This window comes from Bradyrhizobium sp. USDA 4449 (assembly GCF_054056275.1).
Window position 1 is genome coordinate 5,829,931 of the sequence record NZ_JBSRYD010000001.1, and the last position, 13,127, is coordinate 5,843,057.

Sequence of the window (13,127 nt, forward strand, 5' to 3'; positions counted from 1 at the left end):
CCGCGTTCGGCGCCTCGACCTAATTTCAAGAGGCCACGCCAACGCAGGTGACGCACATGCTCGCCGAAAAATTTCTACTGGTCCTGGGGTCGCTGATCCGAAGCAGCCGGACCTACCCCGACGGAAGCCCCCGGGTGATCAGCAGCTCCGCCCACGTCCCCGTGACGCTGCCGAACCAGAAATAGCGGCGCTTGACCACGGGGGCTCAGCGCAAGCCCAACGGCGAGCTCCGGTACAGGCTGTCACGCGCTTCGGACAGGCAGACGAAGCTGCCATCAAATCCCTGGCCGTAGAGCTTCTGCCCTTTGCGGTAATAGACGCTCTTCCTGAAATCCAGCCACACCACCTTGTCGCCTGGGCAATGGCGCTGCGCTTGCGCCTCATTGCGGAAGGGCGTCAGCGGGGTCGCCAATACCGCAGTGGCGCCGCCCACCGCACTTGCAAGTACGATGTGCCCGAGCCATCGGCCAAAGCCACTGCGCATAACTATCGGCCTCCCGATCCCCGCCACCCCCGGAGGCGGCCGTCATGCACGTTAGCATGAGACGGCGCGATCCACACCCGATGAACCGGGCGGCGTGTCTTCCACCGGCCAGCTTGGCGGGGTACATGATGACGAGACGATCTCAACGCGCGGATGCAATGTGAATGTCGGCAGAGCTTGAACCCACCGGACGCCGCCCGCGGCTCGGGCTGTTACCGATGATCATCTTCGGTTCGCGCTGGCTGCAATTGCCGCTCTATCTCGGGCTGATCGTGGCGCAATGCGTCTACATCGCGCTGTTCCTGAAGGAGCTCTGGCACCTCTCCTCGCATGTGCTCGATCTGACCGAGCAGGAGATCATGATGAGCGTGCTGGCGCTGATCGATGTCGTGATGATCTCAAATCTCCTGGTGATGGTGATCGTCGGCGGCTACGAGACCTTCGTGTCCCGGCTCGATCTCCAGGGCCACCCCGACGAGCCGGAATGGCTCGGCCACGTCAACGCCAGCGTGCTCAAGATTAAGCTTGCGATGGCCATCATCGGCATCTCCTCGATCGCGCTGCTGCGCACCTTCATCGAGGCCGGCAATCTCGGCTCGAGCCGCGCCAGCTTCACCGAGAGCGGCGTGATGTGGCAGGTGCTGATCCACCTCACCTTTATCGTCTCGGCGATCGGAATAGCCTTTGTCGACAGGTTCAGCGACATGACGGCGCGCAGGCAGACAGAGTGATCAACCGCTCGCCTTTCGCCTCGTCACGCGCAAGGGGGCTGACGCGGGCGTCCACCGGCCGGCACTGAAGCGGCACGTATTGAGAAGTCAGTCTTTGCCTGCGGCCGCCTCACGGGCCAGCCGCTCGGCCTTGAGCCGTTCGCGATTGGCGTAAAACGCCTTCTGCGCTTCCTCATGGTCGCGCATGGCCTTTTCGGCCTCGAGGCGGCGCGCCGCATCGCGCGCCTGGCGCTGTTCGGGGGTCAGGGGTTTACGTCGGAAGGAAAGGTCTTCAGTCATGCCGAGGTAACGCGGCGGTGAGGAAAAGGTTCCGCCCGGTGGTCCGCATGGGGGACCGGTCAACACAAATCCCTGACCATTCAGGCGCTTGGGCGCTCGGCCGGTGCCATCGCAGACCGCCACGCGCCACATCGCGAAAACAACCCCATGCACAGTAGGCCACGTCGGATCGAGGACGAACCGGCTTGTCCCGCAAAGGCCTCTTGACCCGTCGGGCAAAACAGGCGCACAATACGATAATTCCGAAATCAATCATCATCGCCTTAGCGAACGCGCCGCCGCCCCGGGGACCGGCGAGCCTGGACGTTGCGACCGATGCCTACCTCGTACTCCAGTCCTGACGATGCACTGAATTGGCCACATCGGACCGGCCCCGGAAATGCCCGGGACCATTCGGCAATTCAGAATCTCAGAACTAAGACACCTCGATTCACATTTGTTGTGGCGGGAACCGGGATCACCGGGAAGATTCGGCAAACCGGGGCTGGCTCCATACTTCACTAGCTTCTTTCACCCGGTCGATTTGCAAGTGGCGCGGGCCGCAGCGGGTGAGTTCGCTGCGGCCTTCGTCGTTTTTAAAAAGCCCTGGCTAAGCCGATCCGGGACAAAAGAACGCTGCAGTTGGAGCTATTCAAGGCGCCCCACCCGCGGTTGCGTCTCGACGGACTCAAACAACGCGATTCCGACTTCGCTCGGCGATGAAACACTGCCGACCCCTTGCTTACCGGAAGGGAACACAGCAGGCGTATTCGCTCCACGCCATTCACCGAAGATCAAGGATTCTTCTCTAGTCAGAACGGCCTGCTCGGTGGCCAAGGTGGGACGGTCGATGAGTGAGGGAGAACAACCAAAGGACAAGCGCGTCGCGTTCGAACGACCGATCGAAGCGCGCTTGATGGCGATCGACGGTACCTGGCAGCGCGGCTGCAAGATCCACGACGTCTCTGAAACGGGCGCAAAGCTGGTGATCGACGGTGCGGTGACGGATATCGGCCAGAAGGAATTTTTTCTTGTGTTGTCACCGATGGGTCTGGCTTACCGACACTGCGAACTCGCCTGGGTCAATGGTGAGTTCGTCGGCGTCCAATTCATCAACCGGGGCCGCGCCTCGAAGAGAGCGCGACGGGGCGAAACGCTGGTGAGTTGAAGACCCGGGTTCTTTCGGCTTGCGGGTTTTTCCACAGTAGATTGCGGAATCATCGTATCCGTCGGGTGCAGGGCCGCACCCCTCCGGTGAGATGTGGATTATGCGATGCTGCGTGTCCTGATTGCGCAACAAAGATTTGGATGTCCCCGATTGCATCGGCTTGAGGTTCGAGCCGGCTGGACGAATGCTGACGCGTTTAAATCTCTTTTCGACTGTTCCGTGACTGCGACTTGCCAACGCCTGGGTTGATCGGCAGCGCCGTGCCGGCGGCGCCTCCGGCGTCATAGGCCGTCGTCGAGACCATCCGGCCAGAGCTCCGCTGGGTCCGGAGCTTGAGGCCGAGCTTGTCGAATTCCGCATCGACCACCGAGGTCTTGAGAACCACCAGCTCGCGGCCGGTGCCTTCGTTGACCTGATCGCGGCTTGCCTTGATCGCCAGCAGCCTGCCGGCGATGGACACCACCATCCCGAGCGCGAAGGAGGCATTGGCCAGATGCCGCTGCTGGTGCCGGAACCTGCTGTAGTCGATCGAGGTCTTGAAGCGGCCAAGTTCGGCGCGCACGGCGCCGTCAATCAATTCGGCCAGGTAATGGGCGACCTCGACATCCGCGCCGAGGCCAAAGAACACGTAGCTGCTCTCGCCGGCCGCGTTCTTCTCGCGCCAGACCCGACAATCGCAGAAATGGGCGATCGCGCCGATACAGTCGTCCAGAGGAATTCGCTTCTTGCGATGGGTCTCAAAGACCCGCCGCTCGCACGACGAGGCGCGCAGCTCGACGTCAGAAAGCGACAACTCGTGGCGATCCAATAGTTCGGCGACCTTGGCGGCGGCAGACAGCGCCTCGTCCTCGGTGCAGCCATTGGCGATCGTCTTGGCGCGCAACGCCTGAATGCGGAGCTTCAGCTTGTCGAGCCCGGCCGGATTAAACGCCTGATCCACCGATCACCTGCTCGATCGGCGGATCCGGGCCGGGCTCGTTGAGCGACCCGAAAGATAGGTGACAGAACGTACCGGACACATGGGTTCGACTTTCCGTTTTCGACTGGCGGAATGATCTTACTCGCACTTTCTCCGTTTTGGCGACAATTGCTACGGTGTTTGCAACGGTCACCTCATCGCCAACATCGCGAAGAGCCTTTCGATTGAAGCCGGGGACCTTGTCACCCCAGCGCGTCAAAAGCCTGCACGTCACGCTCCAATTTCTGTTTGAACGAAACTTCGCTCGGTAATCTTGATCGTCCGCGATCTGTTCATCTCGCCGACCTGTTTCGCCGATCCGACAGGGCAACTCGCTTTCGCAAAGCAATGTGTGGCGCGTCTCACAGAGTTTACTGGCTCTGGCGCGATATCAATTCATCGCTCCGCTTGCCCCAGGAGCCATGTTGAAGCAAGGGCTTCCACCAAACCTGACAGAGAGGAATCAATCCATGTTGCGCAAATTTTCGGTTATTGCAGTTGCCGCAGTTTCCTTGGGTGCCGCTGCTCTGGCCCCAACCTCCGCCTCCGCCTATGAGTTCGGCGGCTACCACGGCGGCGGCCATCGGAGTGGTGTAACCATCGTCCTCGGCGGACCCGGCTACTATGGCTACGATGACTGCGACCGCGACTACGATTACTACCACCACCATCCGCGTCGCTGGAGGCCGCTGTGAACTGCTTCTGACCTCAGTCGTCGTGAACGGTCCCAAAGGCGCGCGAATTGCGTAAATCCGCGCGCCTCTTCCAAGCCTTCTGCAGTCGCCACGAGCTACATCCTGATCCCGATGCGCGTGTCGGCGTAGTCGCTCTCGCGAAAGTGTCGATGCTCCTGAGACCGGCCTTGTTGCGCGGTTTGTTGCTGATACTGAGCCGCTCGGCATCGACGCGGTTTGGCCGGGGCAATCAAAGATATTTCGCGGGGGATCACACTGTGGGCCTTGCTGATCCGACCCTGTCAGTCGCTCGAACCAAACCATTCCACCTCGCCCGCAGTGGGGCGATCCCGGCCCGTTCGAGCTGGCGCAGGGGCATCCGGCAGCAACGGCGGCCAGCGTGATCGGCAATGTCACGGCGCCGCATTCATGGGCGAACGCCACGGCTTCAGTGCGACCTCGAGCGATCTCAGCTAAGCAAAGAGGTTTGCCCGCCAAAAGAGGTTTGCCCGCCATCAGCCTTGACCTGCGCATCGCTGTTGTTTTGCGGGGCTGGAGCGTTGGTGGTTTGGACCGCTAGAAATCCAGGGCGCGTACTCATAGACTCGTCGACAGCGGTCCGAGACGCCTCAGCCTCTATCTATCATCCAGCGATTCACTGCTTGATGAAAATTAAGAGGACCTGGAACGGTCATGTGCGTCTTAACGTACTTGAACCCTGCCTTTTGTAGAGCGCGGTTCGGTGCCACATTGAAGGCATTGGGCTCACAGAAGAGCTGCTTCAGCTTTAGACTCTGAAAATAGAGTTCGACGGTCTGCCTGACACAATCTACGCCGATCCCTTGATTGCGCAGTGAGGGATCCGTGATGTGAAGGTGCATATTTGCTTGCTGGCCAACGCGGATCTTGTCAGCAGTCGAGAACCCAAAAAACGTGTCATCGCTAAGCCAACTTACCAAGACGCTGCCTCTCTGCTCGACAGGATGGTCGAACATCTGCTCATAGAGTCGTTTCCATTGTGACGCGGGCGGCAGTCGCGTCGGATCGACCCCGAGCATTTCCAAGTGCTCTGGCGTTGCTGCGTGGAAGTACTCAATGATCAGTGTGGTTTCCTGCAAAGTCATTGGACGAACGGTGACTGCCATTGGTGCCTCTGCGAACGAACAGCGGTGCTCCACTAAATCGGAAATTGAAAATATTGCAGGCGCTCGACCATTGGCAAGTGGCAGGTGGCTGGATTCATCGTATCCGTCCGGTGAAGGCCGCCTTGCCGAATGAGGCGTGTTGTTGAGTACTGTCCTTATGGACAGTGATAGGCGCAGTGCCCAAGTCGAACGGCTTGAGGTGGTGGACACGGGCCGGCGACGGCGCTGGTCCGAGGATGAGAAGCTCAAGATCGTCCTTGAGAGCTTACAGTCGCCGCGTCAGGTCGCGGCAACAGCGCGGCGGTATGGCGTTTCGCGCTCATTGCTGCTGCGATGGCGACGCTCGTTTCGGCCTGAGCCGAAGGATGCCGCCGATCCACCTGGCTTCGTACCTGCGATGGTGGTCGCGGAAGCAGGACCGACGCCCTGTCCAGTCGCGCCGGCCAGCAGCGGCGGGTCGATCGAGATCGAGTTTGCGGCCGGGGCTCGGATGCGGATCACGGGCGCGGTCGACGCGGCGACGCTGAAGGCCGCCGTGGCGGCACTGGCAGATGGACGGCCGCGGTGATCCCGATTGCGTCGAGCGTGCGGGTGTGGATTGCGACCGGCCACACCGATATGCGCCGCGGCATGAACTCGCTGGGCTTGCTGGTGCAGGAAGCCTTCAAGCGAGACCCGCACGGCGGCGACCTCTATGTGTTCCGTGGCAGGAGCGGCAAGCTAATCAAGATCCTTTGGCACGATGGACTGGGCATGTCGCTCTACGCCAAGCGGCTGGAGCGCGGCCGCTTCCTGTGGCCGTCGTCGGCTGATGGCGTGGTGACAATCACCCCAGCCCAGCTTGGCTACCTGCTGGAGGGCATCGACTGGCGGATGCCGCAACAGACCTGGCGACCACAGGCGGCTGGTTGATCGCTGGGATTTGAATCGGTGACAGGATCAGCGGTTCGGACAGAGATCGCGTCTTGTGATTCTCTGGTCGTCGATGAGTGCCGATGATTCTCTTCCCCACGATGTGACCACGCTGCAGGCGATGCTGCGCGCCGAGCGAGCGGCCCGGTTGGCCGCGCAAGCCGAAGCCCAGGCGGGAACATTGCTGATCGAGAAGCTCAAGCTCACGATCAAGAAGCTGCGGCACGAGCAGTTCGGACAGTCCTCCGAGCGAGGCGCATTGCTGGACCAGCTCGAGCTACAACTCGCCGACCTGGAGGAGAACGCGGCTCAAGCTGAGACCGCGGCGCAGATGGCAGCCGAGAAGATTGCGGTGCCATCGTTCGAGCGCCGCAAGCCAGCCCGCCGGCCGCTGCCGGAGCATTTGCCGCGGGAGCGCATTGTCTATCCCGTGCCGACCACCTGCCCATGCTGCGGCGACAGCCGATTGCGCAAGATTGGCGAGGACGTGACCGAGACGCTGGAGCTCGTTCCGCGACAGTGGAAGGTGATCCAGCACGTGCGCGAGAAGCTCGTCTGCCGGGCCTGCGAAGCGATCACCCAGCCGCCGGCTCCTTCGCATCCGATTGCGCGCGGGCGTGCAGGGCCAAAGCTGCTGGCCCATGTCCTGTTCGCCAAGTACGGCCTGCACCTACCGCTTCATCGTCAGAGCGACGTCTACAAGCGTGAAGGCATCGACCTTGACTTATCGACGCTCGCGGACTGGGTAGGTGCCTCCGCGGCAACCCTGATGCCTCTGGTCGATGCGATCCGGAGCCATGTCTTCGCAGCCGAGCGCATCCACGCGGATGACACCACGGTGCCGGTCCTTGCCAAGGGCAAGACCCGGACCGGCCGGCTATGGACCTACGTTCGCGACGACCGTCCGTTTGCCGGCCCAGATCCGCCGGCGGCCGTGTTCTTCTACTCGCCCGATCGTGGCGGTGCGCATCCGGAGCAACATCTGGCGGGTTATGCCGGACTGATGCAGGCCGACGCCTACGCCGGCTTTGGCAGGCTCTACGAGACCAATCGCAAGGGCGGCCCGATCATCGAGGCCGCGTGCTGGGCGCACGGCAGGCGCAAGTTCTTTGACCTCGCGCGGCTCACCAAGGCGCCGATCGCGGCGGAGGCGGTCAAGCGCACCGATGTCCTGTTCGCTATCGAGCGCGAGATCAACGGTCTTGCTGCGCAGGAACGTTTGCGTGTGCGCCAGGAGCGTAGCCGCCCTCTGATCGTCGAGCTGGAGGCGTGGTTGCGCGAGCAGCGCGCCAAGCTCTCCAGGAACAACGACACGACCAAGGCGATCAATTACTGCCTCAGCCGCCGGGATGCATTTACCCGCTTCCTTGATGACGGACGGCTTTGCATGTCGAACAATGCTGCCGAGCGTGAGCTACGGGCGGTCGCCGTGGGACGAAAAAATTGGACCTTCGCCGGCTCCGATGAGGGCGGCCGGCGAGCGGCGGCCATCTACACCCTTGTTGCTACCTGCAAACTCAACGACATCGATCCACAGGCTTGGCTCGCCGACGTGCTCGCGCGCATCAATGATCATGCTATCCAGAGGCTGGATGAGCTTCTGCCGTGGAATTGGCGAAAGCCAATGCCGAGCCATATCGAAGCAGCGTGAGCCGAGGACACATGAGAGCAAGCGGTCTGTCCGCGGCAGATAAATCGGCGGTGACGGCCGCCTGCCAGCAGCTGATCGACGACTTTCTGAAGCCCCGCTTCCTGCCCACTATCCGACCGACGCAGTTCAACTACCCCATCGATATCCTGGGAAAGTGGCACGGCACCAAATATCGCTTCGTTCAACGCTACCGCTCCGGCTTCCCCGAGAGTCTCGGCGAAGAGTTTGACGCCCCCTTCGCTCGCCTCGACTGGATCAGCCGCAACCGCTTCGATATCCAGTGGCACCGGCACACTGGAGAGTGGTTCTGCCGGCATCGCGGCCTCACCCTCGACGAAGCGATTGACACCCTAAGATCTGACGGATTGCTCCATCCACCTTAAACACCGGAACTCCGCAAGCTCAGCTGCCCGGGGTCCTCGCCGGACGGAGCCGATTCATCCGGGCGGACGCGTTGCGTTTGACCAAACCCATGTGATTCAAACTCCCGAACAGGGCGCAAAATCATGCGGTGGTCGATGGCATTGGTCTGCCGGTACGGCTGGCGCTGAGCCCCGGTGAGGCCCACGACGTTCGACTTGCCGGAAAGCTGCTGTCCCGTCTCAAGTCTCGGTCAATGCTGCTTGCCGGCCGTCGCTATGATGCGGACTGGATCAGAGAGCGTGGGCCAACATCCCGCCGAAACACAGGATCAAGCAGTGTCGTCAGGTGGCGACGCGTTACGATAAGCTTGCCGCCAACTACCTCGCCTTCGTTTCAACTCGCGTCCATCAGGCTGTGGCGCGCGCACTTATGAGTCCACGCCCTAGACACCACGCCGATTTGGGACTGCAGGATTTCTAGTTTACCGCGTAGCGCTGCTCTCTCTTCCGCGAGAGCTTGCAGCGGGAGCCGCATGTCGGCCGGACGGGACGCGGATACCTGCATCGACGCAATGCATCAGGTCGTGCTGGAGATCAACGCGCGCCTCGACTGATGAAGAAGCGTCTAGGATGCGCCCCGTCCGGCTCTTGGTCCTGCGAGGCGCGCGTCACGCTCGCCTGCTGGGCGATCAAGGGCAGCCTCTGGCTCGCGAATCTCTACAGCGTCTTGATGCCGGAGGAGCATCGTTGAAAGCAGGGGCGCTGCCGGGCTCGAAATCCCTGTCCCCCCGGCAGCGTCCTGGTTTTCAAGACTGGGCACTGAAATCCCAGTCCCTTTCGAATATGCAATGGTCATGCCATAGATTTATGACAGGCCGCCAGTTCACGCAGAAGGGCCTGCCCCGGGAAATTACGGGTGCTCGGTAGGCTCCAACCACGCACCAAGCTAATTCGCCCAGCCTTCGATGATCCCACGCATGATCCGGGCGAACATCCTCGCCCGATCAAATGCTTCCTCGCGAGGCACCTGCCCTGGACGCAGCCGTCGCGACGGCAGGTCGTCAAAGTAGAGGTACATGCTCCGGCGCCCATCAGCGAAGCGCACCTCGAAGCTTCCAGTACCGGGCACCGTTTCGTGCTTGATCAGGCGGACAGTCATACCGGCATCGAAACCCGGCGCAGCCGAGAGTCAAATTGACGATTCCTAGCGGCTCGGAACGCTGCCGAGCCACCGCTAATCGATAGTGCCGGAGTCACCGAAACTATCGACCTCGGCGGCCGGCGCGACCAAGCCGACGAAAGCGAGCACGAGCAGAAGCGACAGGCCACCGACGATCCAGAGACCGACCACAGGCTGCCTCAAACCGCTGTACGTTCGTTTGTGCGCTGGATCCTCATATTCCAGCTAACCACCTGATTTTTCTGTTTTTCTGGCGGAAGGAGCGTCCTGTCAAATCTGCCGGAATCGCTCACCTTTTCCGCCTGCGCTGCAAACTCATCTACGGTCCTAGCTACGGGATGTGTCGTATTGTTGCGACCGTAGTTCTCAGCCATCGCCTGCCGCGCTCGAACCTCCCTGCCCTCGATCTCTTCCGGGACTTACATCCAGTGCAGTGCCAGGTCGGGGTCCTGGCAGTGGACGAAATGGAGGCCATGAATTCTGCTCCGGCAGCCTCTCATCTCTGCCGGAACGACTGGTTGAATGACATCACCAGCGGGCCGACGAGGTATTCAAATGCGGTGCGTTGCGCGGTCGGAATCATGACCGTTGCGGGCATGCCGGGATAGAGCCGGATATTGGGCATGGCCGCCAGCTCGTCCTGATCGATGCGGACAAAGGCCGTGTAGTACGGGCTGTTGGTCTTGGGATCAGTCAAACGATCCGCCGAGACCTGAATGACGTCGCCATGAATGATCGGCACGATACGCTGCTTGTAGGCCGTGAGATGGACCTCGGCGCGCGTGCGCGGATGCACGTCGCTGATGTCGTCCACCGCGACCTGGGCCTCGATGGTGAGTGAGTCCTCGTCGGGCACGATGTCCAGAATCTTGTCGCCGCGCTGGATCACGCCGCCCACCGAGAACACGTTCAGTCCCACGACCCGTCCGGTATAGGGCGCCCGGATCTCCATGCGGCCCAACACGGCCTTGGCGCTCAACGCCTTCGGGATTACCTCCAGCAGTCTGGCCTGGGTATCACGCAAATCCTTGGTAACTTCAGTCATGCGATCGTTGTCGAGCTGGGCGGTCTGTTGCTCCTGCTCGGAAATCGCCTGGCGAGCCTTGGCGATATTGGCGTCGGTATCAGCGATCTGGCCCTCCAGACCGTAGGCCGTGCGCTCGAGTTGCAGAATTCGCGGCCGTGCGATCAAGCCGCGCTCCACGAGTGGCGCAATGTCCTTGGCCTCACTGCGGACCGAGTTGATCTGATCCGTAAATGATTTGACTTGTGCCTTCGAGCCAATAATTTGCGAACCGAGCTGATTGATCTTTTCCCGGATCACGCTGCGCTGGCCTTCAAGCGCCGCGCGGCGGCTTTCGAACTGGCTGACCTGGCCATTCCAGACGCTCTTCAGGTACGGATCGTCGGACCGTGCCTTGAGATCGTTCGGCATGACGAGCTGGGATCCGTGACCGAGCTCGGTCAATAGCCGCACCTCGGTTGCGCGAAGCACGGCATATTCCTGGGTCAGCACATCATACTCGGCCCGCGCCTGCGTCTCGTCGAGCACGATCAGGAGATCACCTGCGAGCACACGCTCGCCCTCCTTGACGTGCAGTTCCTTGATGATGCCGCCGTCGAGGTGCTGGACGCTCTTGCGGTTGCCGTCGACCTTGACGACGGCGTTGGCGACCACGGCGCCGTCGAGCGGTGCGGTCAGCGCCCACGTACCAATGCCGCCGAAAAACAAAGCAATAATCAGCCATCCCGCGAACGCTACACGACCGATTGAATCGTTCAGTTCGCCGGCGCTCGCGTTGTCGCGGGCCCGGTTCGGGACCGCACCTGGACGCCCGGTTCGAGTTGCAACATCCAATATTGCCATCTCAAATGTCCTAGCTTGCCGCTCCCTGGACGGCATGGACCGGTACCGGCCGCGTCAGTCGAGGCAGGATTTCGCTCCGCGGTCCAAACATTTCGGCCACGCCTTCGCGCAGCACCAGTATTTTGTCGACTACGCTGATGGTCACAGGCCTATGAGAAATGATGATCACCGTCGTTCCGCGCTTCTTCAGCTCCATGATGCAGTCGGCCAGCGCGGCATCGCCCTCCGCATCAAGATTTGAGCTCGGCTCATCCAGCACAACCAGGCTGGGATTGCCATAGACGGCGCGGGCAAGACCGATGCGCTGGCGATAGCCGCCAGACAGGACCGCACCGCCTTCTCCGGCTTCCGTGTCATAACCCCGGGGGAGCCGTACGATCATCTCGTGCACCCCGGCCATGCGCGCCGCCTTGATGATCTCCTGGTCCTCGTCGGGGTTGAAGCGGCAGATATTGGCCGCGACGGTATCGGCGAACAGCTCGATGTCCTGCGGCAGGTAACCGAGATGCTGGCCGAGCGAGGATTCGATCCAGGTCGAAACGTCGGAGCCGTCAAGACGAACAGCACCAGCCGATGGTACTTGCACGCCCACGATATGACGCGCGAGGGTGGATTTGCCGGCCCCGGAGGGGCCGATGATGCCCAGCACCTCCCCCGGCTCGATCCGGAACGTGACGCCACGCAGAACGGGCTTGATAGCGCCTGGCGGAACAGAGGAGAGCGCTTCGACCGACAAGCGACCTTCGGGTCGCGGCAACATCAATCCACGTTCGCGCGGCGAATTTCCCGACAGCACCTCGCGCACGCGCCGGAATGCGCCGCGGGCGGCAACCAAGCTGCGCCATGATCCGACGATCTGCTCGATCGGTTGCAACGCGCGGCCAAGCAGAATGCTGGCGGCAAACATCGCTCCGGCGGTCGTCAGCCGTTCGATGACGAGATAGGCGCCAAGACCGAGGATCAGGGATTGCATCGCAAGCCGCAGGAGACGGATCAGGCTCTGCATCGCAGCCGCGCGGTCGCTTGCGGCAACCTGGCGCTCAAGCATGCGATCGCGGTCCCGGCTCCAGCGCCTCAACAGACCAGCGGTCATCCCCATCGCGCGCACCACCTCGGTGTTGCGCAAGCTCATCTCGGTGAAACTGTAATTGCGGCTGGCTGCGTCGTTGGCTTCCGCGAGCGGCGGCTTGACGATCCATTCATTGAGAAAAGCCATCATGACCAGAACGATCGCGCACGCCAGCGCAAACGCGCCGAGGAACGGATGCAGACAAAAAATCACCGCGATATAGATCGGCGACCATGGCAAATCGAAGATGGCATGAACTCCGGCGCCGGTGATGAACTGCCGGAAGCTGTCGAAATCGCGGAGCAACTGACTGCGCGCACCACCGAGCCTGGCCGAACGATCAATGATGGCGGTCATGACTCGCGGGGCGATGTCGCGATCGAGGCGGATGCTGGTGCGCGTCAATACGCGGGCGCGCACTGCGTCGAGGCCAGCGAGCGCGACAAATGCCAGCAACAGCGCGATCGTGAGCATCAACAGGGTGATCTCGCTGGCGCTCGATATGACGCGGTCATAGACCTGCAACATATAGAGTGGCCCGGCCAGATAGAGCAGGTTGATCGCAAGGCTAAAGATGGCCGCAGTGACGAAATACCCTCGGGACCTCCGAAAGAATTGCCCAAACCCGTCTGTTCTTTTGTCTACGCTACTCAAGCCACTGACCTCAA

The 13,127-nt window shown here is 61.5% G+C and carries 14 protein-coding genes and 1 pseudogene; 8 read left to right on the forward strand and 7 right to left on the reverse strand.

The annotated features are described in order from the left end of the window. Positions 1–205: 205 nt before the first annotated feature. The gene (locus ACVIIW_RS27300) at positions 206–484 is read right to left on the reverse strand and encodes a hypothetical protein (RefSeq protein ID WP_456703572.1); all 279 of its coding nucleotides are present in this window, start codon (positions 482–484) and stop codon (positions 206–208) included. Positions 485–648: 164 nt separating this feature from the next. On the opposite strand from ACVIIW_RS27300, the gene ACVIIW_RS27305 reads away from it, so the two are divergent. Further along, entirely contained in the window at positions 649–1,215 is a 567-nt protein-coding gene (locus ACVIIW_RS27305; RefSeq protein WP_456703573.1) for a TIGR00645 family protein, read from the forward strand. 87 nt (positions 1,216–1,302) lie between these two features. On the opposite strand, the gene ACVIIW_RS27310 is transcribed toward ACVIIW_RS27305, so the two are convergent. After that, positions 1,303–1,494: a hypothetical protein gene (locus ACVIIW_RS27310; protein ID WP_456703574.1), complete on the reverse strand. Its 192-nt coding sequence runs from the start codon at positions 1,492–1,494 to the stop codon at positions 1,303–1,305. Positions 1,495–2,023: 529 nt separating this feature from the next. On the opposite strand from ACVIIW_RS27310, the gene ACVIIW_RS27315 reads away from it, so the two are divergent. Further along, complete coding sequence (locus ACVIIW_RS27315) at positions 2,024–2,641, forward strand: PilZ domain-containing protein (protein ID WP_456703575.1); 618 nt, start codon at positions 2,024–2,026, stop codon at positions 2,639–2,641. 196 nt (positions 2,642–2,837) lie between these two features. Here the strand turns inward: ACVIIW_RS27315 and ACVIIW_RS27320 are convergent, their stop codons facing one another. Beyond that, entirely contained in the window at positions 2,838–3,581 is a 744-nt protein-coding gene (locus ACVIIW_RS27320) for a DUF7168 domain-containing protein (protein ID WP_456703576.1), read from the reverse strand. A gap of 488 nt (positions 3,582–4,069) precedes the next feature. Here ACVIIW_RS27320 and ACVIIW_RS27325 point away from each other — a divergent pair, with 488 nt between their 5' ends. Further along, entirely contained in the window at positions 4,070–4,294 is a 225-nt protein-coding gene (locus ACVIIW_RS27325; RefSeq protein WP_456703577.1) for a hypothetical protein, read from the forward strand. Between the two features lie 608 nt (positions 4,295–4,902). On the opposite strand, the gene ACVIIW_RS27330 is transcribed toward ACVIIW_RS27325, so the two are convergent. After that, positions 4,903–5,418: a GNAT family N-acetyltransferase gene (locus ACVIIW_RS27330; protein ID WP_456703578.1), complete on the reverse strand. Its 516-nt coding sequence runs from the start codon at positions 5,416–5,418 to the stop codon at positions 4,903–4,905. 157 nt (positions 5,419–5,575) lie between these two features. Between ACVIIW_RS27330 and tnpA the strand changes: the two genes are divergently transcribed. The 5 genes and pseudogenes from tnpA to ACVIIW_RS27355 all read left to right on the forward strand — a co-directional run. Further along, positions 5,576–5,986, forward strand: coding sequence for an IS66-like element accessory protein TnpA (gene tnpA, locus ACVIIW_RS27335; protein ID WP_456701658.1), 411 nt, complete (start codon positions 5,576–5,578; stop codon positions 5,984–5,986). After that, positions 5,983–6,330: an IS66 family insertion sequence element accessory protein TnpB gene (tnpB, locus tag ACVIIW_RS27340; protein ID WP_456701659.1), complete on the forward strand. Its 348-nt coding sequence runs from the start codon at positions 5,983–5,985 to the stop codon at positions 6,328–6,330. Before tnpA ends, tnpB begins: the two co-directional genes overlap by 4 nt. Positions 6,331–6,403: 73 nt before the next feature. After that, positions 6,404–7,981 (forward strand): IS66 family transposase, encoded by a 1,578-nt coding sequence (tnpC, locus tag ACVIIW_RS27345; protein ID WP_456703579.1) that lies wholly within the window; start codon positions 6,404–6,406, stop codon positions 7,979–7,981. A gap of 11 nt (positions 7,982–7,992) precedes the next feature. Next, a complete protein-coding gene (locus tag ACVIIW_RS27350) occupies positions 7,993–8,364 on the forward strand; it encodes a DUF3024 domain-containing protein (RefSeq protein WP_456703580.1) in 372 nt (123 codons plus the stop codon). Between the two features lie 122 nt (positions 8,365–8,486). Beyond that, a pseudogene (locus tag ACVIIW_RS27355) lies at positions 8,487–8,790 on the forward strand (IS5/IS1182 family transposase); the annotation flags it as partial. Between the two features lie 499 nt (positions 8,791–9,289). On the opposite strand, the gene ACVIIW_RS27360 reads toward ACVIIW_RS27355, so the two are convergent. The 3 genes from ACVIIW_RS27360 to ACVIIW_RS27370 form a co-directional block, all read right to left on the reverse strand. After that, positions 9,290–9,502: a hypothetical protein gene (locus ACVIIW_RS27360; protein ID WP_456703581.1), complete on the reverse strand. Its 213-nt coding sequence runs from the start codon at positions 9,500–9,502 to the stop codon at positions 9,290–9,292. A gap of 517 nt (positions 9,503–10,019) precedes the next feature. Further along, a complete protein-coding gene (locus ACVIIW_RS27365; protein WP_456703582.1) occupies positions 10,020–11,390 on the reverse strand; it encodes an HlyD family type I secretion periplasmic adaptor subunit in 1,371 nt (456 codons plus the stop codon). A 10-nt stretch (positions 11,391–11,400) separates the two neighbouring features. After that, positions 11,401–13,113: a type I secretion system permease/ATPase gene (locus ACVIIW_RS27370; protein WP_456703583.1), complete on the reverse strand. Its 1,713-nt coding sequence runs from the start codon at positions 13,111–13,113 to the stop codon at positions 11,401–11,403. Positions 13,114–13,127: the final 14 nt, after the last annotated feature.